The sequence below is a fragment of the Denitromonas iodatirespirans genome (assembly GCF_018524365.1).
Taxonomy (GTDB): Bacteria; Pseudomonadota; Gammaproteobacteria; order Burkholderiales; family Rhodocyclaceae; genus Nitrogeniibacter; species Nitrogeniibacter iodatirespirans.
Genome location: NZ_JAEKFT010000020.1, coordinates 37,758 through 60,341, shown reverse-complemented (window position 1 = coordinate 60,341; position 22,584 = coordinate 37,758). Strand labels below are relative to the sequence as shown.

The following is a 22,584-nucleotide window of genomic DNA, read 5'->3' as shown; positions in this document are numbered from 1 at the left end:
CCGATGCCACAAAAAAGGCCACCGCAACGGGTGGCCTTTTTGTCGTGTGGCGCCGGGTCAGGCGCGCCGGCGCAGGCGCCAGCCGAGCAGGCCGAGGCCGGCCAGCATCATGGCCCAGGTTTCGGGCTCGGGGATTGCCGCCACTTGCCAGCCCACATCGCTGAGCAGGGCCCAGTCCAGGTCGGTGAAGTACTTACGCTGACCGGCGGTGATCGACGGGGTGAGCGCCGGTTCCTGCAGCGAGCCCATGAAGGTCGAGTCGATGCTCTTGAGCAGGTGGCCCGCGTCGTCGAGCGGCACCGGCCCGCCGTAGCTCGCCATGGCGGCGTCGCCGGTAAAGCTCAGCCCGTTGCGCTGGTTGGTCCAGGGCGCCGAGGTGCCGACGCCGAGCACATGGCCCAGTTCGTGGATGACCACCGAATAGAAGTCGAAACTGGAAAAGGCCTCGACGGTGGTGATGTCGTCGTCCAGATACCAGGCGGCGCCGGAGTCGAACACCATGGCGCCGCCGAAGGGGCCGTAGTCGACGCCCTGCGGCAAGGCCTGGCCGCGATTCTGGATGCTCGTCAGGAAGCTGTTCGTGCCCGCGGCGGAATAGCCGTTGCCGCCGGCGCCGAGCGTATTGCCGGCGAGGGGGCGGGCGCCGACGAAGATGCGCAGCGTGTCTTCGGGGATCGACTGGCTGGGCGCGAGCGTCGAACTCTCGCCAGTGATCAGGCCGACTTCGGGCTGGAAGCGGTTGACGCCACCGACCGTGATGGCGGCCAGCGAGTCGGTCAGCCGGCCGCCGAACTCGGTGGCCACGGCGTCCAGCACCGACCGGTGGGCGCCGGTGAAGAAGTTGCCGGTGTCGTAGGTGTAGTCGAATTCGATGGTGATGGCCTGTGCCGAGCTTGCGGCGAGGGCCAGGGCGGTGGCGGCCAGCAGGGTTCTGCGCATGGAGTGCCTCTCGAGGGAGTATGGTTTTGGCGTATGACGTTGGACGTAAGCGTGGCAGAAAACATCGACTCGGGAAAGGGTGTGGCCGACGAACAGTTGTATCCGCGCGTAAGGCGGCGGGCCGGACGCGGGCCGGCGGGGCGCCGGTGTGCGGCGCGTCGGCATCGCGCCGAGCGCCTATAATCCGCCTCAGCCTTCAATCGGAACGAGCTCATGCGTTACAAGGATCTGCGCGACTTCATCGACCAGCTCGAGGCGCGCGGCGAACTCAAGCGGATCACCGTGCCGGTGGATACGCATCTGGAAATGACCGAAATCGCAGACCGCGTGCTGCGCGCCGGCGGGCCGGCACTGCTCTTCGAAAAGCCGACCACCCGCGGTGTGCCGCAGGCCATGCCGGTGCTGGCCAATCTGTTCGGCACCCCCGAGCGCGTCGCGCTGGGCATGGGCGTGGAGGGCGACTGGACGACCCAGCTGCGCGAGGTCGGCCGGCTGCTCGCTTTCCTCAAGGAGCCCGAGCCGCCCAAGGGCCTGCGCGATGCCTGGGAGAAGCTGCCGATGTTCCGCCAGGTGCTCAACATGTCGCCCAAGGAGGTGCGCTCGGCGCCCTGCCAGGAGGTGGAATGGACGGGCGACGCGGTCGATCTGGCGCGCCTGCCGATCCAGCACTGCTGGCCGGGCGATGCCGCGCCGCTGATCACCTGGGGGCTGGTGGTGACCCGCGGGCCGAACCAGAAACGGCAGAACCTGGGCATCTACCGCCAGCAGGTGATCGGGCCGAACAAGGTGATCATGCGCTGGCTGGCGCACCGCGGCGGCGCGCTGGATTTTCGCGATCACCAGAAGGCGCACCCCGGCGAGCCCTTCCCGGTGGCGGTGGTGCTCGGCTGCGACCCGGCCACCATCCTCGGCGCGGTGACGCCGGTGCCCGATTCGCTCTCCGAATACCAGTTCGCCGGCCTGCTGCGCGGCAGCAAGACCGAGCTGGTCAAGTGCAAGGGCTCGGACCTGCAGGTGCCCGCCTCGGCGGAGATCGTGCTCGAAGGCGTGATCCACCCCGGCGAGACCGCGCTCGAAGGCCCCTATGGCGACCACACCGGCTACTACAACGAGCAGGCGCCGTTCCCGGTGTTCACCATCGAGCGCATCACGATGCGCCGCGAGCCGATCTACCACAGCACCTACACCGGCAAGCCGCCCGACGAACCGGCCATGCTCGGCGTGGCGCTCAACGAGGTCTTCGTGCCGCTGCTGCAGCGGCAGTTTCCGGAGATCGTCGACTTCTACCTGCCGCCCGAGGGCTGCTCCTACCGGTTGGCGGTGGTCAGCATCAAGAAGGCCTACCCCGGCCATGCCAAGCGCGTGATGTTCGGCATCTGGAGCTTTCTGCGCCAGTTCATGTACACCAAGTTCATCATCGTGGTGGACGATGATGTGGACACCCGTGACTGGAAAGAGGTGATCTGGGCCATGACCACCCGCATCGACGCCACGCGCGACACCGTGCTGGTCGACAACACCCCGATTGACTACCTCGATTTCGCCAGCCCCGAGTCCGGCCTCGGCTCCAAGATGGGCCTCGACGCCACCAACAAGTGGCCGGGCGAGACGCACCGTGAGTGGGGCCGGCCGATCGTCATGGACGCGGCGGTCAAGGCGCGGGTGGATGCATTGTGGGATCGGCTCGGTCTGTAGATCATGGCAAAGCGTGTCGGCGACTTGATCTGGACCGGCAAACCCCGAACTATGCACAGGTCGTCGCCTCCAACGGGTGACATCTCGAATAACAGGAGCCCCCATGGCCCGCTATGATTCGTCCTCGCCCATCGTTGTTGACGTGCCGCGCGAAGGGCTCATCACCCTCGCGCACATCATCTACGGCCTGCACGCCATTGCCCTGTTCTCGGGCGTCGCCACCTCGGCCACCATCGTCGGCAGCTTCGTCTCCGGCCTGCCGTCGATCGTCGCCGTGATCCTCAACTACGTGAAGCGCGACGCGGTGCGCGGCACCTGGCTGGACAGCCACTATCGCTGGCAGATCCGCACCTTCTGGTTCGCCCTGCTGTGGTTCGGTATCGCCTGGCTGATGGCCGTCACCATCATCGGCCTCCCCATCTTCTTCGGCATCATCGCCGTGGCCGGGCTGTGGGTGCTGTACCGGGTGGTGCGCGGTTGGATCAACCTGTCCAATCGGGTGCCGATGCCGGTGGATTGAGGTGGCGGGGCGCCGCCTGGCGCGCGGTCAGTTGCCTTCGGCGGAGGGCCGTTGGCCGGGTCTCGCCCCGGCGGGCGAGTTACTTCTTTGTCACGCGACAAAGAAGTAACCAAGAAAACGCGCCCCGCTGTGCCGCCGGCTTCGCCGGTGCCCTCTCTACGCCCGGCGCCGGCGGGTCGTGTCGCGAACTCGCCCTGCGGGCTCAAACAGCGACACGACAATTCCCGCCGTCCCCGTTCTCCGTTCGGCGGCACAGAAGGGGGAGGGGGCTCGGGCTCGGCTTCGCCATCGCCCGCTTGGGGGCTGCGTAGGGCGGGTTGAAACCCGCCCTACAAAAACCTGCACTGCTGTTGCCGCCTGCCGGGGCGAGACCCGGCCAACGGACCTCCTCCGAAGGCAAGCCCCCAACGGAATCCAGCGATTGCGCGGGCGGGCAGAGGCGCCGATGCCGCAAGGCTTGCCATGTCCCGGTCCGCGACGCATCCTTGAGCGCATCACCCCGCATCCGACGGGGACCACCGGAGGAGATGTTCCATGGCGTGCTGTCACTACTACGGACATCAGGCGGGGGGCGACGCCGCCTTTGCCGTCGATATGTCGGCCATCACCTACGGCGCCGGTTGCCTAGTGGAGGCGGGCGATCATGCCCAGAGTCTGGGCATGCGGCGGGTGGCGTTGTTTACCGATGAACGCCTGGCCGCGCTCGAGCCGGTGGCCATCGTCAAGCGCTCGCTGCAGGCCGCGGGGCTGGAGGTGGTGGTGTACGACGCGGTCAAGGTCGAGCCCACCGACGGCAGCTTTCTCGAGGCGGCGCGCTTTGCCCGCGAGGGCAAATTCGACGGCTTCGTGTCGGTCGGCGGCGGATCGGTCATCGATACCTGCAAGGCGGCCAATCTCTACAGCAGCTATCCGGCGCCGCTCACCGACTATGTGAATGCGCCGATCGGCGCCGCCAAGGCCGTGCCCGGCCCGCTCAAACCACACATCGCCTGCCCGACCACCAGCGGTACCGGCTCCGAGTGCACCGGCATCGCCATCTTCGATTTCATCGAGAGGCGGGTGAAGACCGGCATCGTCTCCAAGCGGCTGCGCCCGAACCTGGCGCTGATCGACCCGACCACCACCTACACCCTGCCGGCCGCCGTGGTGGCCGCCTCGGGCTTCGACGTGCTCTCGCATGCGCTCGAATCCTTCACCGCGCTGCCCTACACCCGACGCACCCCGGCCGATCGCCCCTCGCTGCGGCCGATGAGCCAGGGCGCCAACCCCTGGAGCGACATCGGCTGCGAGAAGGCGCTGCAGATGACCGGGCGGTTCCTCGAACGCGCGGTGCAAAGCGCCGACGACCACGAGGCGCGCGACGGCATGATGTTCGCCGCCACCCTGGCAGGCATCGCCTTCGGCAACGCCGGCGTGCATCTGCCGCATGGCATGTCCTACGCGGTGGCCGGGCAGGTGCGCGACTTCTGCTCCCATGGCTATCCGCAGGACGAGCCGATGGTGCCGCATGGCATGTCGGTGATCGTCAATGCGCCGGCGGTGTTCCGCTTTACCGCCGACGCCTGCCCCGAGCGCCATCTGGACGCGGCGCGCTGGCTGGGGGCGGATGTGGCCGGCGCGAGCCTGGCCGATGCCGGCGAGATCGTCGCGCAGCGGTTGATCGCCCTGATGCAGGCGACCGGCATTCCCAACGGTGTCGGCGGCGTGGGCTATGGGGCGGACGATGTGGTGTCGCTGGCCGAGGGCGCGTGGGCACAGCAGCGGCTGGTCAAGAATGCGCCCAAGGCGGTGAGCGAGGCCGATCTGGCTGGGTTGTTTCGGGGGGCGATGCGCTATTGGTAGGGGCGGGGCGGCTACGCTGCAGGCGCATCCGCCGACCCAGGGCTCAATGCCCTTCCCACACCCATTCGAGCAGAACGTCCTGCGCCTCGGCGCTGGCCGCTGCATTGGGATGATTGACCATCATCGCCACCGCGTGGCGCCGCCCCTTGCGGTCGATCACGTAACCGGCCATGGCGCGCACGTTGTTGAGGGTGCCGGTCTTGATGTGGGCCGTGCCGCGCGCGCCGCTGTCGCGCAGGCGGCGGCGCGCCGTGCCGTCGATGCCGGCCACCGCCATCGAGCCCATGAACTCGGGCATGAAGGGACGCTCCCACGCCTGTTGCAGCAGCTGCCCGAGGGCGCGCGGGGTGATGCGGGCGGTGCGCGACAGGCCTGAGCCGTTTTCGATCTCGAAGCCGGTGGTGTCGATGCCGGCGGCGGCCAGCTGCAGGCGGGCCAGGTGGGCGCCACCCTGCACCATGTCGGGGGCGTCGTGGTCGCTGGCGCCGAGCGTGGCCAGCAGTTGGCGGGCGATCACGTTGTTGGACCACTTGTTCATGTCGCGCACCACGTCGGCCAGCGGCCGGGAGGTGTGCACGAACAGGGTGTTGGCCTGGCGCGGGGTGTCGCCGTGCAGCACCCGGCCGTTCAGCTTGCCGCCCATCTCGCGCCACAGGCCGTCGACCACGGCTTCGGCGAAGCGCTCGGGCGAAAACGGCGAGACGAACCAGTCCTTGACGCCGCAGTCGTCGCGCCACTGGCCGGTGAGGCTCAGGCGCTCGCCCTGCGCCGCGGGCTCGGGTATTGCGTCGAGCGCTTTGTACCAGCGCGCCGCGCAGCGGCCGGGCGTCGAGGTCAAGGCGGCGTCGAGGGTGAAACCGGCCAGCGGCGGATCGAGCAACACGCGTGGCGGACGGGGTGCGGCGGGGGCGGGCGGCGCGGCGCTCAGGGACGCGACCTGCTGGACCACCACCGGCGCCGGGACCTCCGGCTCAGGGACGAAGGTCAGGCGCAGCGCGTTGAAGCTGATCATCAAGCCGCTGGGCCCGGCGTTGTAGGGGCGCAGCGGCTGGCCGTCGAAGCGTTCCGGATCGTGCCGGGGCAGACGCAGGGCCGTGTCGTCGAGCACGATGTTGCCCTTGACCTGCGCGATGCCGAGCGTGCGCAGCTGGCGGAACAGCTTCCACAGATCGGCATGGGTGAATACCGGGTCGCCACCACCGACCAGATAGACGTTGCCCTCGAGCGTGTTGCCGTGGATCTCGCCGTCGGTGGCCAGCCGGGTGGTCCAGTAGTAGGCCGGGCCGAGGCGGTCGAGCGTGGCGAAGGTGGTCACCAGCTTCATGACCGAGGCGGGGTTCATCGGGTTGTCGGGGTTGTGGCTGAGCGTCGGTTTGCCGGTATCGACCGGTGCGACCCAGATGCCGACGGAATCGAGCGGGACCTGGATGGCCTGCAGCGCCAAGCGCAGATCTTTGGGAAACCCGGCGGCCTGGGCGCCCGGCAGGGCGAGCGCCATCAGCGCCACCGCGAGCAGGGCCCGGCGGGCCAGCGAGCGGGGGGCGACAAAAGCATGAAGCATGGAAATGCGTTTCTCCGTGGCAGTGCGTGCGCCGCTGGCGGGCGTCAGGGCGGCACCGAAGGGGGCCGGCCGTGGGCGGGGGCCGCAGCGTCGTCTTGTGATGGCGTCATTATTCCGGGTTTGCGGCCAAGTTGCCATGGCCGCTCAGCCGATCAGGAGCCCGATTTCTCCGGCCCGCCGTCGCGCCAGGCGCCACCTTGCTGCCAGCGGGTCGGCAGGCGACGGCGCTCGGCGCGTAGGGCAGCGTACTCGGCGAGCACGCGTGGTACGTAGGCCTGGGTTTCGGCATAGGGCGGCATGCCGCCATGGCGTTCGACCGCGCCGGGGCCGGCGTTGTAGGCAGCCAGGGCAAGGGGCAGGTCGCCGCCGAAACGGTCGATCAGATGGCGCAGGTAGCGCGCGCCGGCGTCCAGCCCGTCATGGCCGAAGCGCTCGGCGGTGGCCGGCATCACCTGCGCCAGCCCCCGTGCGCCCTTGGGCGAGACGGCCGCGGCATCGTAGCCGGACTCGATCTTGACCACGGCATGCAGCAGCTCGGGGTCGATGCCGGCCGCGCGGGCGGCGTCGGCGATGCGCTGTGCATGGGGGCGGGTGGCGATGGCCGGGTTGTGCGTTCCGGCGGCCGGCAGATGCCACGCGTCGCGGGGTTGTACGCGGTAGGCCGCTGTTGGTGTGTTGAGCCGATAGCGGGCGTCCGGGCTGTCGGCCGGCGCACTGCCGGCCATCAGCAGGACGAGCAGCGCGCCCAGCTGGCGGGCGCGGCGCTCCCAAGGAAACGCCGGGCCGCCCCAAGTTTCCTTGACCCCCTCGGGGGGCGGGCTGGGCGAAGCCCTGCCCTGGGGGTACTCCCAAGGAAACGCCGGGCCGCCCCAAGTTTCCTTGACCCCCTCGGGGGGCGGGCTGGGCGAAGCCCTGCCCTGGGGGTACTCAGTACGCATGCCGATCACGGAAGACCAGCACCACGGTCTTGACGATGATCCACAGATCCATGCCGAGCGACCAGTTGCGCAGGTATTCCAGGTCGTATTCGATGCGCTTTTCCATCTTGTCGACGGTGTCGGTCTCGCCGCGGTAGCCATTGACCTGGGCCCAGCCGGTGATGCCCGGCTTGACCTTGTGGCGCACCATGTAGCCTTTGATCAGCTTGCGGTAGGTCTCGTTGTGCGCCACGGCGTGGGGGCGGGGGCCGACGATGCTCATGCGCCCCTGCAACACGTTGATGAACTGCGGCAATTCGTCGAGCGAGGTGCGGCGGATGAAGGCGCCGAAGGGCGTGATGCGCTGGTCGTTTTTCGAGGCCTGCTTGACCACCGCGCCGTCGTCGCATGTGCTCATCGAGCGGAACTTGTAGACCACGATCTCCTTGCCGTCGAGGCCGTAGCGGCGCTGTTTGAAGATGATCGGACCGGGCGACGAGCGCTTGACGCCAATCGCCACGGCCGCCAGCACCGGCGAGATCAGCACCAGAATCAGCATCGACAGCAGCATGTCGGAGGCGCGCTTGACCAACCCGCTGAAACCGGTGAAGGGAGTCTCGCACACCGCCACCACGGGCATGCCGCCGACATGGTCCACCTGCCCCTGGATGAGGTCGGTGACGAAGATGTCGGGCACGAAGAACACCGAGGCGGTGGTGTCCTTGATGGTGTCGAGCACCTTGAGAATGCGTGGCTGGCTGGCCATCGGCAGGGCCAGGTAGATGTGGTCGACATGGTGGTGCTTCACGAAGTCGGCCAGCTGTTGCAGGCTGCCCAGCAGTGGCGCGTCGCCGATGCCGTCGAGGCGGTCGCGGGCGCGGTCGTCGAAGTAGCCCAGGAAACGCACGCCAATGTAGCGGTTGTCGGCGAAGTTGGCCGCCAGGCGCACGCCGGTTTCGTTGCACCCGGCGATCACCGCCGTGCGGGTGTAACCTTCCATCGCCAGAATGCCCGGAACGGCCCAGCGGGCCACCGAGTGTGCGGCGACCAGCGCCAGCGGGGTCAGCCCCAGCCAGATCTGGACGACGGACTCCGGAAAGACGTCGATATACCCACTGGCCCGCCCGAACACCACCAGGATGGCCGCCACGATCAGCCAGTTGACGACGGTCTTGCGCAACATGCGCCGGAAACGCTCGTGCAAGAAGAGCGTGCCGGGGAACATCAGCGAAAAAACGATCAGCGCAACAATGACATACGGCGCGTCGATGCGTTCGCCATGGGCGAGCGCAACCAAAAACAAGGAGGCGATGGCCACCGCGGGATCGAGGAAAGTCTCGATCGTGCTGGAGAACGAGATTCCGCTACGATGGCGCAGGCTGGACTTTTCAAGGCTGGCAAGCATCGGTCAGGTGCAGTTATTTGTGCAAGGCAACAAGCGCATATCATATGCTCGAAATGTGACGTTTAGGTACATTGTTTAATGATTCCGACGCGAAGCATGTGGCTTAATAGGCGGCCAGCCGCGCGGTGCACCAGGCCGTGGAGCGCATCGCTCCTTGCTGCACGACGCGACATGTCATTGTCTTTTTTGGGGTTTTTGTGACACCACCTAGTCGCCCTCTTGTTGCCGGTCGGCCGCTCGTCGGATCGACGCCTTCCGACTGGCGACGCACGCTGGCGTTCGCCTTCGTCCTCGCCGGACTCGGTGTGCCGCCGGCTCAGGCCATCGGTGCCGACGACACCTTCATGCTGTCGGCCTCGCAGGTGTTCCAGTTCGATGACAATGTCTATCGGGTTGCGCCGGGGGTGCGTCCCTTTGGCCAATCGCCCGGCGATCGCATCAGCGTCACCTCGTTCCGCGCCGCCTTCGACCGCCAGTACAGCCGCCAGCGCCTGCGCGCCTCGGCCGACTTTGCGCGCATCGGCTTCGAGCGTTTCGACTCGCTCAACTATGACACCCAGGGCGGCGAGCTGCGGTGGGACTGGGCGCTCGGCCGCCGGCTCAGCGGCCGGCTGAGCTTTGACCAGACGCAGACCGCGCGTGATCTGGCCGACGTCGGCGGTAGCCGCAGCAGCATCGTCACCAGCCGCTCGACGCAGTTCAGCGGCGACTTCTGGTGGCATCCCGACTGGTCCGTCGGCGCCGGCATCGAGCGCTTCACCGCCACCTACAGCGATGCCGCCTCGCAAGCCAGCGACTATGAAGCGCTGCGCCCCGAGCTGCGGCTCACCTACCGGCCGCGCTCTGGCAACCAGATTGCGTTGGTCGGCCGTTTTACCGACGGCACCTATCCCAACCGGCAGGCCAATGTGTTGTCCGACGACGGTTTCGAGCAAACCGACGTGCAACTGAGCGGTCGCTGGCAGCTCACCGGCCACAGCCGGCTCTCCGGCTATGCCGGTTTCACGCGCCGCCAGCATCCCAACCTCACCAATCGCGACTTTTCCGGCCCCACCGGCCGCCTCACCTACGACTGGACCCCCACCGGCAAGCTGGCGCTGAAGGCCACCGTGCGGCGCGAGATCGGTGCGCGCGACGACCTCTTCGACAACTTCGTGGTCACGCGCGCCGCCTCCATCTCGCCCAGCTGGGCCGTGTCCGCCCGGGTGCTGGTGCAAGCGACAGCCGAATGGCGCGAGCGCGACTTCCGCGGCGACCCGGGTCTGCTCCCCGGCAGCGCCTCAAGCGATGGCGACATTACCCGCACCTACACCCTGGGCCTCAACTACTCGCCCATCGACCCGTTGCACCTCGGCGTGTCCTTGAGCCGTTATCGGCGCACGAGCGAGGGCGCTACCGGCGGATACACCGCCAACGTTGGCATGCTGTCGGCGCAGTATCAGTTCTGAGCGCCGGTGCGCGAGCCGGGGCGGCCGGGTGGTTGCATTGCATCAGTCCGATGCCGTCAGTCAGTGAGCAAAAGTCTTCCCAGGGCGTGCTGCGCTCAATTGTGCGCTTGCTTGGCATATGACATATGTGCATCATGTGCGCCGAATGTCGGCTAGTCGAATGGTATATGCGGCCGGCGCGTGTCGGCGAAGTTGACACTGCTGCCAACGGTGGCCCCGTCGCCGGCCGGTAAAAAGACTGCAACGTGTTGATGCTGTAATGGGTTTCGGCTAGATGGTCTCGGGTGAAAATTTGCCGGGCATCCTATTTGCTTATGCGATCGAAATTCCTATTGCTTTGGAGTGAAGCATGAATATCAAATTTTTGGTGCTGGCCGTGTGCAGCGCTCTGGCGGCGCCCGCCATGGCCGCCAATACGGTCATCGATTTGTCGTCCGGTTCGGCCAGCGGCGTGCAAGAGCATATCGCGCTGCCCGGCACCTCCTTTGTCGATCGTTTCTTCTTCACCCTGAGTCAGCCTGTTTCCGGTGGCCTGGGGGTGGCCGACATCGTCTATTCCTACGCCTTCCCCGGTGGTGGCGAAGGCTTCGACATCGGCGGCCTGATGGCCGGCCTGTGGTCTGATGCCGGTGTCGTCGGCAGCTTCGATTCGGGTGTCGACAGCCTGATCAGCAACTTCGGGACGGGTGAGCAGCCGAGCGGCAGCTTCCAATTGGCCGCTGGCAGCTATTTCTTCCAGGTGAGTGGTGCCACCATGGGCGTGACCGGCGGCAAATACGCCTGGTCCGCCACCGTCTCGCCGGTGCCCGAACCCGAGCAATACGGCATGCTGTTGGCCGGTCTTGGCCTGATCGGCCTGATCGCGCGCCGTCGCGCCGGTCGCTGAGCCGGCGCCGTTGAAAAGCCTCGGGCCCGGCTTGCCGGGCCCGAGGCTCGTTCTGGCGCCGATGAATGCAAATGAGATGTTATGCAGATGTTACGGTCTGATGGGTCGCCGTGTTTTTGTGTAACAATCCCGGCATATATTGATGCACTGCACATCGCGGATGTCATGACGTTCGCGAGCCTTCCCATCCACTGATTGGCGCGGGTGCCGGCAAGGCGCGTGGGCCTGAACGGAGTTGGATTCATGGCGTTTCAAAAGCTCGGAAGTCGCGCAGTTGGCGCGGTTGTATTGGTTGCCGGCGTGCTCGCGATGGCCGGTTGCGGTGGCTCGGACGATGCCAAACCCGCCACCCAGGTTGCCGCCCGCGTGAATTCGGACGAAATCTCCGTCCATCAGATCAACAACGTCCTCGCCCGCACCCCCAACCTCAAGCCCGAGCAGGTCGACATGGCCAGCTCTCGCGTGCTGGAGCGCCTGATCGACCAAGAGTTGCTGGTCCAGCGCGCCATCGACAAAAAGCTCGACCGCAATCCGCAAGTCATGCAGGCGATCGAGGCGGCCCGCCGTGAAATCCTCTCGCGCAGCTACATGGAGCAGTTCGCCACCACGGCCGAAGCGCCGGCGCCCGAGGCGATCAAGGCGTTCTATGACGAACACCCGGCGCTGTTTGCCCAGCGCCGCATCTACACCCTGCAAGAGCTCAACATCAGCGTGTCGCCCGAGCAGGCCGGCGCTCTGCGCGATGCCGTGAGTGCCGCCGGCAACCTCAATGAGGTCGTCGCGTGGTTGCGCGAGCACAACCTGCCGTTCCAGGTAGGTGGCGGCGTGCGTGCGGCCGAACAGCTGCCGCTCGAAACCTTGCCGCGCTTTGCCGGCATGAAGGACGGCCAGATCGGTCTGGTGACGACGCCCAAGGGTGTGCTGGTGATCTACCTGGCGGCCTCGCGCGAGCAGCCGCTCGACCTCGCCGCTGCCACCCCGTTCATCGAGCGCTTTTTGCTCAACCGTACCAAGGCCGACATGGCGCGCAACGAGCTCAAGCGCCTGCGCGACGTGGCGCAGATCGAATACATGGGCAAGTTCACCGCCCCCGAGGCAGGCGCCTCGGCCGACGCTGGCGACACTCCTGCGCTGCTGGACAATGCCGCCGCCCCGGTGTCCGAGGCGCCAGCCATGGCCGTGCCCACAGCCGCAAGCACCGACGCCCTCAGCGCCCAGGCGCTCGAAAAAGGGGTGTCGGGCCTCAAGTGAGCCGCCTGCACCCATTCGCTCTCGATTGACAAACCGACCCACCTTGCCCATGCCCATTCGCCACCTATTCAAATCGCTGCTGTGTCTGCTGATGTTCGTCGGCGCGCTCGGCAGCGCTCAAGCCGCCGACGCAGAATACGTGCTCGGCCCCGGTGACATCATCCGCATCACCGTCTTCCAGAACCCCGACCTCACCACTGAAGCCCGGGTCTCCGAAAACGGCGCCATCACCTTTCCGCTGGTGGGCAATGTCGATGTCGGCGGGCTCACCGTGCCGGCGGCCGAATCGCGCATTGCCGAACAGCTGCGTAGCGGCGGTTTCGTGCTGCAACCGCAGATCGGCATCCTGCCGCTGCAGATCCGCGGCAACCAAGTGGCCGTGCTCGGTCAGGTCAACCGGCCGGGTCGCTATCCGCTCGAAACCTTCAACATGCGCCTGTCCGACATGCTCGCCATGGCCGGCGGCATTGCTGCCACCGGCGCCGACGAGCTGGTACTGATTGGTGTGCGCAAAGGCAAGATCGAGCGCACCCAGATCGACGTGCCCGCGCTGTTCATGAAAGGCGATCTGGCCAAGGATGTGATCGTCTCCGGTGGGGATGTCATCTATGTGCACCGTGCGCCCACCTTCTACATCTATGGCGAAGTGAACCGCCCGGGCGCCTTCCGCCTTGAGCGCGGCATGACTGTCATGCAGGGGCTGGCCACCGGCGGAGGTGTCACCATCCGCGGCACCACCCGCGGCATGCAGATTCACCGCCGGGCTGAAGACGGCAAGCAGCAAGTCATCGAACCGCAGCTCGACCAGGAGCTGGCGCCCAACGATGTCATTTTCGTCAAGGAAAGCCTGTTCTAGGCCCGGGGTCGTTCATATGTCGTTTCAGCAATTTCTGCTCATTCTCCGCGCCCGGTTCTGGATCGTGCTCGGCACCTTGCTGGTGGTGGTCGGCACCACGATCGCCGTCAGCCTGATCCTGCCCAAGCAATACACCGCCGAAACTGCGCTGGTGGTCGACGCCAAGAGCGCCGACCCGCTGCTCGGCGGCCTGCTGCCGGCACAGATGATCCCCGGCTACATGGCCACCCAGGTCGACATCATCCTGTCCGACCGCGTGGCGCAGCGTGTTGTCAGCCTGCTCAAGATGGACCAGGCACCCGCCGTGCAGGAGCAGTGGCGCGAAGAGACCGACGGCGAAGGCAGCATCAAGGTGTGGCTGGCCGAGCTGCTCAAGAAGCAGCTCGACGTCAAACCCTCTCGCGAGAGCAATGTCATCACCATTGCCTACCAGGGCGCCGACCCCGGCTTTGCCGCCGGCGTGGCCAACGCCTTTGCCCAGGCCTATATCGATGTCAGCCTCGAACTCAAGGTCGAGCCCGCTCGCCAGTACGCCAAGTGGTTCGACGGCCAGACCAACAGCCTGCGCGCCGACCTCGAAACCGCCCAGAAGAAGCTCTCCGACTACCAGCAAGCGCGCGGCATCATCGCCACCGACGAACGGCTGGATGTCGAAACGGCCCGCCTGGCCGAGCTCTCCACGCAGCTGTCGATGGCCCAGGCGCAGCGTGTCGACAGCCGCTCGCGCCAAGCGCAAGGGGCCAGCGCCGACAGCCTGCCCGAAGTGATGCAGAACGGCCTGATCCAGAGCCTCAAGTCCGATCTCTCGCGTCAGGAAGCCAACCGCACCCAGATGGCCGGCCGCCTCGGCGCCAACCACCCCGAGTTGGCGCGGGCCGACGCCGAGATCGCCAGCCTGCGCGAGCGCCTTGCCACCGAAACCCGACGGGTGGTCAGCTCGCTGGGCACCACCAACCGGGTCAACGTGCAACGTGTCTCCGAAATCGAAGCCGCGCTCGATGCCCAGAAGCAGAAGATTCTCGACCTCAAGGCCGAGCGCGACCAGATCGCCGTGCTCCAGCGCGACGTCGAAAACGCCCAGCGCGCCTACGATCTCGTCACTCAGCGCCTGGCGCAGACCAGCCTCGAGAGCCAGACCCAGCAGACCAATGTGGTCGTCCTCTCGCCCGCTATCGCCCCGCTCAAGCACTCCAGCCCCAAAGTGCTGCTCAACACCGCACTCGCCGTCTTCCTCGGCCTGCTGCTCGGTGTTGGCGCGGCCCTGTTGCTCGAGCTGATGGACCAGCGCGTGCGTGGCGCCGAAGACCTCGCCCTGCTCGACGGTGTGCCCCTGCTCGGTACCATCCCCGCCACCGGAAAAAGCGGCGCGTTCCGCCCCGCCGCCGCATGAGTACGCACAGCCCCTTCCCCGTAGGGCGGATAGGCGCAGCGCGTCCGCCGCGCCGCCCGCATGCGCACATGGCCCATCAGCCTAAGGCTTGCCCGGCTCGTGCCGCCGGCAACCAAACCCCCGCATTCGCCCCGCACGCCGGAGCCCACTGACCATGACTACACTCCACCGCGTCGTCGACAACGCCACCGACGCCATTGCAGACATCCGCCCCGAAGCCGATCGCTCCATTGGCGCGCTGCTGATCGATGCCGGCAAACTCAAGGCCGAAGACGCCGAGCGCGTGCTGCGCCTGCAACGCGAGCAAAACCTCCGCTTCGGCGATGCCGCCAAACAGCTCGGCCTCATCACCGACGCCGACATCGAACAAGCCCTGCTGCGCCAGTTCGACTACCCCTACCTCACCGCCGGGCAAAGCACCGTCCACGCCTCGGTGGTGGCTGCCTACCAGCCGTTCTCGCCGCAGGTCGAAGCGCTCCGCGCCCTGCGCAGCCAACTCATGCTGCGCTGGTTCGACACCAGCGCCGAACAAAAAACCCTCGCCGTCACCAGCCCCGGCCGGCAGGAAGGCCGCTCCTGGATCACCGCCAACCTCGGCGTCGTCTTCTCCCAGCTCGGCGAGCGCACCCTCGTCATCGACGCCGACCTGCGCCATCCGCGCCAGCATCTGCTCTTCGGTGTCGACAACCGCGCCGGCCTCTCCGCCTTCCTCTCCGGCCGCGGCGGCCCCGACATCATCCAGCGCGTGCCCGCCCTGCGTGACCTCTCCGTGCTGCCCGCCGGCACCGTGCCGCCCAACCCGCAAGAGCTGCTCGCCCGCCCGGTGTTCGCCCAGCTGCTCGGCCAACTCGCCAACGAATTCGACGTCATCCTCATCGACACCCCCGCCGGCAGCCTGTTTGCCGACGGCCAGACCATCGCCGTGCGTGCCAGTGGCGCCCTCGTCGTCGCCCAGCGCAACGCCAGCCGCCTCAGCCTGCTGCGCAGCTATACCGACATGCTCCGGCAAGCCAGCGCCACGGTGGTGGGCGTTGTCATGAACGAGCGCTAGCCTCGGCAGCATCACCACTGCCAGATGTGCCCAACGCCATGACTGTCACCGCCTCAAGCCCCACCGCCCAAGCCCCTGGCCGCGCCGACCTCGCCCCCTGGCTGATCGTCGCCCTCGGGCTGGCGATCATGTATGTGCCCAGCTTCGTCGACCTGTTCCGTACCATCTGGTCGACCGACGAGCAGGCGCACGGTCCCATCGTGCTCGGGCTGTCGGTGTGGCTGGTGTCGCGCAAATGGCAGGCACTGGCAAGCATGCCCGCCAGCGGCGCCAGGCCGGCACTGGCCTGGCCCGTGATGATCGTCGCCGGCCTGTTCTACGCCCTCGGCCGCTCGCAGGGCATCCTCATCTTTGAAGTCGGCTCGCTCGTGTGGATGATCGCCGGCCTGCTCCTGCTCCTGCGTGGCCCTGCAGCGGTGCGCCTCATGTGGTTCGCGCTGTTCTTCATGCTCTTCATGATTCCGCTGCCCGGCGTCGTCGTCGATACGCTCACCGCCCCCATGAAAATGGCCGTTAGCTACGTGGCCGAGCAAGTCCTCTACGCCGCCGGCTATCCCATCGCCCGCACCGGCGTCATGCTGCAGATCGGTCAATACCAACTGCTCGTGGCCGACGCCTGCGCCGGCCTGCATACCCTGTTTACGCTCGAAGCCCTCGGCCTGCTTTACCTCAACGTGGTGCGCCACGCCTCGGTACTGCGCAACATCACGCTCGCCATCCTCATCGTCCCCATCAGCTTCACCGCCAACGTCATCCGCGTCATGGTGCTCACGCTCATTACCTACCATCTCGGCGACGAAGCAGGGCAGGGGTTCTTGCACGGTTTCTCTGGCATGGCGCTCTTTGTCAGTGCCTTGCTGCTCATCATCGCCGCCGATTCTGTGTTGCGTATCGGCGTCAAAGGACGGGCCGCCGCATGACTATCGCTCGTACTCGCCGGGGCCTCAAAAACGCCATTCTTGCCGCACTCCTCATGCTCGCAATGGTTGCGCTTTCCGCGGCAATTACCCCGCGTACGCGGCAGGTCGACCAAATGGGCCAGATGGATCTTGCTGAAATAATCCCCGCGCGTTTTGGAGAGTGGCGTGTTGATCCGTCCCGAGTCGCTAGTGTGGTCAACCCTCAGCAAGACCAACTGATCAACCGCATCTACAGCCAAACCTTGGCGCGGACCTATGTCGGTCCAGAAGGGCGCCGAATCATGCTGTCTCTCGCCTATGGCGAAGACCAGTCTCGTGACAATCAGATACATAAGCCCGAGGTTTGCTACCCCGCGCAAGGTTTTCTTGTTGTGGAGCGGCGCAAAGATGAAATCGTATTTGAAGCCCGGCCACTGCCGGTGATGCGAGTGTTGACTCAGCTCGGCTCTCGTGTCGAGCCAGTTACCTACTGGATTCGCTTGGGCGATGAGTTGGTGCGCGGTGCTGTCGAACAGAATTTGGCGCGTATTGGCTACGGGATTCAGGGGACGATTCCTGACGGCATTCTGTTTCGTGTTTCGGAAATCAACGCGGACAACGAGAGCTCGTATCGGCTTCAGGACGATTTCGTAAACGCGCTCCTGCTCGCACTTGAACCGCGCTACCGTGCGGTATTGATCGGCGATCGTGCCAAGCTCGACTGATACACCGCGGCAAGGGCACACGGGGCCGCGCTTGATCAAGCAATTCACAGTGTTGGGGATGTCGACACTGATCCGGCTGTTGACCGGATTCGTCTTGTTCGTACTCATTGCGCGAGAATGGGGCGCAGGGCGTTTCGGCGAGTTTATGTACTTCTTTGCCGTCGCCGGACTGCTTGTCCAGGTTTGCGAATACGGATTTTCCCAGCAAATTCTCCGAGAAATAGGCCGCGACCCGGACACTACGCGGCAGCGAATGGGCGTTTATTTTGCAACTAAGCTGTGGCTAACAATGTTTGCGTGGATTTTCGCGGGCATATTCGCCTTGGTGACGGGGCTCCGGGCTGACGGGGCCGCAACGCTAGGGTTGCTGTTGCTGGCTGCGACGTTGATGTCGTACAGCGATTTTCTGATGGCCTGCTTTCGCGCGCTGGGGCATTACGGCAAAGAAGCTAGCGTTACGCTTGAAGGCAATGTTGCCTATTTTGGCTTGGCTCTCGCCGCCGTCTTGTTTGGCGCAGAGGGAACCGGTGTCGCCGCTGCGATGGTTCTCGGCCGCATCGTGCACCTATTGGCCACTGTGGTCGAGTTCCGACGCCACGTACCTGGAAGCATCAAAGTTGATGTCAGGTTTGGAGCCGTGTGGCCGGTGATGCGGGGGGGGGGCGCATACGGTCTCGATGTTGGAGTGGCGACCGCATTTGCAAATCTGGACACAGTGCTTCTAGCTATTCTGCTCGGCTATGAAAGCGTGGGCGTGTACCAAGCGGGTGCAAGGTTTTATCAAGGCGCCTCATTGCTCCCCTCTATCTTTGCCGGCATCTTCCTACCCCGGATGGCCCGGGCCGCTGAGGATCCTGTGGAGTTCGGACTGCTCGCGCGCAATCTCTACTGGTCGACGCTTGCTATTGCTTTTGCGGTGTGCGGAGTGTTCGTCATTGGCGCCGAAGGACAAGCGTGGATCTACCCTGAGCCCAGCCTTCAAGATGTCGGTGCCCTTATGCCTTGGTTTGGCTTGCTTGTGTTGATACGTTTCATTGCGGCGTCTCAGGGAATTACTGTGACCGCCCTTGGTGGGCAGACCGTACGTGCCAAGCTTTTTCTGGTCGCATTGGCATTGATGGTGGCCTCTGCGTTTCCTTTTGTAGAAGCGTTTGGTTTGACTGGCATGATTCTGGCCATTTCCGTTGCTTATGCGTTTCTCTCAATCGGCTTTTGGGTGTGGGTGGAACGTCAAGGGGTGCGTACACGGCCGAGTCTTGGTGTTGCAGTTTTTGCGTCAATCTTGGCGGCAACACTTATTTTGAAGTTGAAAAGCTGAGTTGTGATGACTGAACCGGTAAAAACACTAACTGTTGGATTGTTGTGGCATTCGATATCGTCCGACAACCTTGGCGTTGGCGCGTTAACCTTGGGGCAGATGGCCGTGATTTCCGAAGCGGCACGCCGCCGAGGCCTCTCCACCCGCTTTGTTGTGATCGGGACGCGTGGCGGTACGCCATATTCTGTCGAGAGTTTCGACGTTGTCGGAACGGCTGAATTTGCCTTGCGAGCGTTCAAATCTGGCCATTTCGAGGCAATTTCGCTATTGCGTCACTGCGATATTGTTTTTGATATTGGCGAAGGCGACAGCTTTTCCGATATCTATGGCAACAAACGGCTGGCGATTCAGGTGTTTGCCAAGTTGCTGGTTCGACTGTTTCGAAAGCCCCTGGTGCTTTCGCCCCAGACCATCGGTCCATTCAAGTCATCTTTCGGGAAGTTTCTTGGCTCGGTCGCCATGCGTGCCGCGAGTCGTATCTACGCACGAGACCACCTGTCCATGGACGTTCTGCAAAATAGCCGTTACCGTGGAAAATCTGCTGAAGTCATTGATGTCGCGTTCGCTTTGCCGTTCGTCCGCCCTGTGCGGCCCGAAGGTGGGCCCGTCAACGTCGGGCTCAACGTTTCCGGTCTGCTCTATAACGGCGGGTATAGTGGAAGCAACGAGTTCAAGCTCACCGTCGACTATCGCGCCTTGATCGACGGCGTCTGCGAATACCTGCTCGCTCAGCCCGGTGTTGACGTATACCTTGTCCCCCACGTTATTTCCGATGCCTCTGAAACCGAGGACGATCTTCGCGCCAGCCAAGGTCTGATTCAGCGCTATCCCGCACTCCGGCTTGCACCGCGCTTTCAGTCACCAAGCGAAGCTAAGAGCTTCATTGCCGGCATGGATTTTTTTACCGGCGCCCGTATGCATGCGTGTATTGCGGCGTTCTCGGTCGGTGTTCCTGTCTTGCCAATGGCCTATAGCCGAAAATTCAATGGCTTGTTCAATTCGCTCGACTATCGTCATGTGATTGATTGCCTCGCTCTCGACACCCCGGCCGCACTGAACATGTTTATCGAAGCATTTGAGCGTCGCAGCGACCTTTTTGTCGAAGTCGAGGCCGGAAATCGCGTAGCTCGCACCAAACTCGAAACTTACACGGATCAACTCAGCACACTCCTGCCTGGGGCACGAGGGGGGGCACATGCTATTTCCTCCGTGACCGACGAGTCCGGCGCCAAGCGCCTGCTGCGGGCTGTGCTGCCGCACCCCGTCGCGGAAGCCGCGAAAGTCGTTAAACGGCTAGCGTTGTTGCTGGTGAATAGCGGATACGATTTTTGGCGGTACTCGCGGTTTTCGTCGTCAGTATTTCGCGGTGATTCCGAAGAAAAACTGCGCGCACTCATCACGATTCACTACCACAGCATCGAAAAAGGCCTGTCGCTCCACAATCCCAGGCCCGGCTTTGGCGTCGCCGCCATCGACACGCTACTGGATCATCTCTCGCGCTACCTCGACAAGTATGGCCCCGCCGCACACCTGAGCGTGCCGCTCAACGCATTGCACGCCTATCTCGACTTCAATCGTCAGCAGGGTGTTGAAAAGCCGGCGCTCGAAAGCCGCGTGGCCGCGTTTGAGCAGGCTTATACCAACGCACTCGGTCCCCTACCCTCCGGCGGTGGCGTGAAGGCACTCCCACGTCACGAAATCGAGGCGGCGGTGGCCGGCGTGGGTGCCGACTTTTTTATGAAACGCTACAGTATCCGCCAGTTCGCACCGGTTGACGTGCCGATGGCTCTGATCGAAGAAGCGGTGCGTCGCGCGCAAAAGACGCCGGCGGTGTGCAACCGGCAATCCGGGCGCGCGTGGATTGTCTCGGGCTCCGAGGACATAGCCCGGGTTCTCGATATCCAAAAAGGTGCGCGCGGTTTTGCCGAGCAGGTCAATAAGGTGATCGTGGTTACCTCCGATCTATGCAACTTTCAATCCCCTGGTGAGAGATATCAATCCTGGATTGACGGTGGTTTGTTTGCCATGTCGCTGATCTACGCGCTGCACTCCCTCGGGCTGGGATCGTGCTGCCTGAACTGGAGCATGGAGTATCGGCGAGATATGGAACTCAAGCGTTTCCTGAAAATGCCGCAGAGCGAAACGGTCATCATGCTGCTGGCGGTTGGTGCATTGCCGGAAGAGCTGGCTGTTGCAGAGTCGACGAGGAAGCCGCTTGAAGAGGTGATGGTTCAGTTTTCGGCGTAGATCTTGCTGCGTCGAAGCGCCAATGCCGTCGATGATGTCGCGCCCGTCTGTTCGCGGTGGTGACTGGGAAGCAGTGAGGAGCCCGTTTGTCGGGGGGAAGGTTGTGAATTTTTTTGTAATCCTATCGTTCGTCGTTCTTGCTGTTGTGTCTGCGGTTTTGATTTCCATGGGGTTTTTTCAAATCCTAATTGTTCCTCTCGGATTTGTGGCGTGCATATTCTTCGCTGCATATATTGGAAGAGACCAGGCTGAGTCGAAATTTAGACGGCTAGCCATCCTTTCTTGCCTGCTCTATATCATATCAAGCATCGTCTGGCCACGTTACGTCGCTGTTTGGCTTCCCGGGTTGCCGTCAATCAACGTGCAAAGGATTGCAGGGGTGCTTTTTGTTGCCATGGTTCTTTGGGGGGCGGTAGCCTCGCGCTGGTTTCGCGCAGAAGTCGGTTGGTCAATGCGGTCGCACCGTGTATTTTGGATCTTTCTTATGCTGTTTGTATTGTTTCGAACAGTGTCTGCCGCTGGCTCAGAAAACGTTGCATCAAGTGCCTATCAGTTGGTAAACGAAATGGTTGTTCACGTCATTGCTGTTCTTTTGGGGGTGATCCTCGGCAGCGATTGGCGCCTCTCAAAGCTATTTATGAAGATTGTTTCTGTTGGATTTGTGGTTTGTTTTTTTGTTGCGATTGTTGAGTTTTACATTGGGCGAAATGTATTTTCTTCGTTCGTGGACCCGTCCAACGCATATGTTCAATGGGCGCTGAGCGAAAAGGCGAGAGGCGGGTCATATCGAGTGCAGAGTACTTTTGGGCACCCGCTAACATTTGCTGAATTCGCTTCTGTTGGTGCGGGAGCGTCAATTTTTATAGCTTCTCAATGGAAGAAGAGCCTTTTTCGTTGGTTTGGGGGCGCGGTGTTTGGGGTTATGGGTATTGCTATGGTGATCTTTGCCGGGTCAAGGGCAGGGTACGGCGCCGTCGCTGTTGTCGCATCGCTGTTGGTGGTCGCGCCACTCGCAAACGCGATCTTCCGGAAACGATTGTCGCTAACTGCCAGCGTCGGTTGGTGCTTCGCTCTAATTGCTATTTGTACAGCGCTGAGCTTTACGGCGATGCTTGTGTATGACTATGCCTTCGGTGAGAAGGCGTACTCCGCCAGTAATTCTGCTAGAGCTATCATGCTTGAGAGGGGGGTGGCGAAAACTATGGATTCCCCCATTCTCGGCTATGGCGTAGGTATGGCTGCCGATCTGGTGGGGACTCCATCCGGCACAGGAGTATCGAACTATACAGTCGACAGTCTTTATATTTCATACATGGTTGACTCTGGATTTTTTGCAGTCATGCTTTTCTTTGCCATGTCCGTGTCGATTGTTTTTGGGGCGTTTCGATTGGCATTTGTAGGCGGCTCTGATTATTGGCTGTTCTGGTTTGTTGTAGGTGCTGCCGTTCTTTCGATGCTGATTTTCAAGTTGGTTTTGTCGCTCCATGACAATAACTATATTTTGTTTTCTTTGATGGGTTTGACTGTGGCGCGAATATCTGGCAGTCGAGATGAGTTTAACCGGCCGCCGGCAACATCCAAGCCCGCTCTGATGGCCTAAACTTAAGATTTTAAGAATGAGAGCGCTATTTGTG

Annotated in this window: 18 protein-coding genes; 14 read left to right on the top strand and 4 right to left on the bottom strand. The window is 63.7% G+C overall.

Annotation, left to right across the window (positions count from 1 at the left end; all coding sequences use genetic code 11):
• Positions 1-57 precede the first annotated feature (57 nt).
• Entirely contained in the window at positions 58-939 is an 882-nt protein-coding gene (locus tag I8J34_RS16490; protein ID WP_214362730.1) for a PEPxxWA-CTERM sorting domain-containing protein, read from the bottom strand.
• Between the two features lie 213 nt (positions 940-1,152).
• Between I8J34_RS16490 and ubiD the strand changes: the two genes are divergently transcribed.
• The 3 genes from ubiD to I8J34_RS16475 all read left to right on the top strand — a co-directional run bounded on the left by ubiD (position 1,153) and on the right by I8J34_RS16475 (position 4,996).
• Positions 1,153-2,634, top strand: a complete 1,482-nt coding sequence (gene ubiD, locus I8J34_RS16485) for a 4-hydroxy-3-polyprenylbenzoate decarboxylase (protein WP_214362729.1) — start codon at positions 1,153-1,155, stop codon at positions 2,632-2,634.
• Between the two features lie 103 nt (positions 2,635-2,737).
• Entirely contained in the window at positions 2,738-3,154 is a 417-nt protein-coding gene (locus I8J34_RS16480) for a DUF4870 family protein (protein WP_214362728.1), read from the top strand.
• Between the two features lie 534 nt (positions 3,155-3,688).
• Positions 3,689-4,996 (top strand): hydroxyacid-oxoacid transhydrogenase, encoded by a 1,308-nt coding sequence (locus I8J34_RS16475; protein ID WP_214362727.1) that lies wholly within the window; start codon positions 3,689-3,691, stop codon positions 4,994-4,996.
• Between the two features lie 43 nt (positions 4,997-5,039).
• On the opposite strand, the gene dacB is transcribed toward I8J34_RS16475, so the two are convergent.
• The 3 genes from dacB to I8J34_RS16460 all read right to left on the bottom strand — a co-directional run bounded on the left by dacB (position 5,040) and on the right by I8J34_RS16460 (position 8,879).
• Positions 5,040-6,557, bottom strand: a complete 1,518-nt coding sequence (gene dacB / locus I8J34_RS16470; protein WP_214362726.1) for a D-alanyl-D-alanine carboxypeptidase/D-alanyl-D-alanine endopeptidase — start codon at positions 6,555-6,557, stop codon at positions 5,040-5,042.
• Positions 6,558-6,709: 152 nt separating this feature from the next.
• On the bottom strand, positions 6,710-7,495 hold the full coding sequence (locus I8J34_RS16465; protein ID WP_230411879.1) for a lytic transglycosylase domain-containing protein: 786 nt from the start codon (positions 7,493-7,495) through the stop codon (positions 6,710-6,712).
• Positions 7,485-8,879 (bottom strand): undecaprenyl-phosphate glucose phosphotransferase, encoded by a 1,395-nt coding sequence (locus I8J34_RS16460; protein WP_214362725.1) that lies wholly within the window; start codon positions 8,877-8,879, stop codon positions 7,485-7,487. The genes I8J34_RS16465 and I8J34_RS16460 overlap by 11 nt, the downstream gene beginning before the upstream one ends.
• 305 nt (positions 8,880-9,184) lie before the next feature.
• Between I8J34_RS16460 and epsL the strand changes: the two genes are divergently transcribed.
• The 11 genes from epsL to I8J34_RS16405 all read left to right on the top strand — a co-directional run bounded on the left by epsL (position 9,185) and on the right by I8J34_RS16405 (position 22,550).
• Positions 9,185-10,327: an XrtB/PEP-CTERM-associated polysaccharide biosynthesis outer membrane protein EpsL gene (gene epsL / locus I8J34_RS16455; protein ID WP_214362724.1), complete on the top strand. Its 1,143-nt coding sequence runs from the start codon at positions 9,185-9,187 to the stop codon at positions 10,325-10,327.
• Positions 10,328-10,676: 349 nt separating this feature from the next.
• On the top strand, positions 10,677-11,213 hold the full coding sequence (locus I8J34_RS16450; protein WP_214362723.1) for an FxDxF family PEP-CTERM protein: 537 nt from the start codon (positions 10,677-10,679) through the stop codon (positions 11,211-11,213).
• Positions 11,214-11,456: 243 nt separating this feature from the next.
• Positions 11,457-12,464, top strand: coding sequence for an EpsD family peptidyl-prolyl cis-trans isomerase (locus tag I8J34_RS16445; RefSeq protein ID WP_214362722.1), 1,008 nt, complete (start codon positions 11,457-11,459; stop codon positions 12,462-12,464).
• A 49-nt stretch (positions 12,465-12,513) separates the two neighbouring features.
• Entirely contained in the window at positions 12,514-13,320 is an 807-nt protein-coding gene (epsE, locus tag I8J34_RS16440) for a polysaccharide export protein EpsE (RefSeq protein ID WP_214362721.1), read from the top strand.
• Positions 13,321-13,336: 16 nt separating this feature from the next.
• On the top strand, positions 13,337-14,710 hold the full coding sequence (epsF, locus tag I8J34_RS16435; RefSeq protein ID WP_214362720.1) for a chain length determinant protein EpsF: 1,374 nt from the start codon (positions 13,337-13,339) through the stop codon (positions 14,708-14,710).
• A 154-nt stretch (positions 14,711-14,864) separates the two neighbouring features.
• Complete coding sequence (gene epsG / locus I8J34_RS16430) at positions 14,865-15,761, top strand: chain length determinant protein tyrosine kinase EpsG (protein ID WP_214362719.1); 897 nt, start codon at positions 14,865-14,867, stop codon at positions 15,759-15,761.
• Between the two features lie 38 nt (positions 15,762-15,799).
• Entirely contained in the window at positions 15,800-16,681 is an 882-nt protein-coding gene (gene xrtB, locus I8J34_RS16425) for an exosortase B (RefSeq protein ID WP_214362718.1), read from the top strand.
• On the top strand, positions 16,678-17,385 hold the full coding sequence (gene epsI / locus I8J34_RS16420) for an exosortase-associated protein EpsI, B-type (RefSeq protein WP_214362717.1): 708 nt from the start codon (positions 16,678-16,680) through the stop codon (positions 17,383-17,385). Before xrtB ends, epsI begins: the two co-directional genes overlap by 4 nt.
• Before the next feature lie 31 nt (positions 17,386-17,416).
• On the top strand, positions 17,417-18,703 hold the full coding sequence (locus I8J34_RS16415; protein WP_214362716.1) for an oligosaccharide flippase family protein: 1,287 nt from the start codon (positions 17,417-17,419) through the stop codon (positions 18,701-18,703).
• A 6-nt stretch (positions 18,704-18,709) separates the two neighbouring features.
• The gene (locus I8J34_RS16410) at positions 18,710-20,950 is read left to right on the top strand and encodes a polysaccharide pyruvyl transferase family protein (RefSeq protein WP_214362715.1); all 2,241 of its coding nucleotides are present in this window, start codon (positions 18,710-18,712) and stop codon (positions 20,948-20,950) included.
• A 22-nt stretch (positions 20,951-20,972) separates the two neighbouring features.
• Positions 20,973-22,550: an O-antigen ligase family protein gene (locus I8J34_RS16405; RefSeq protein WP_214362714.1), complete on the top strand. Its 1,578-nt coding sequence runs from the start codon at positions 20,973-20,975 to the stop codon at positions 22,548-22,550.
• The last annotated feature ends 34 nt before the right edge of the window (positions 22,551-22,584 follow it).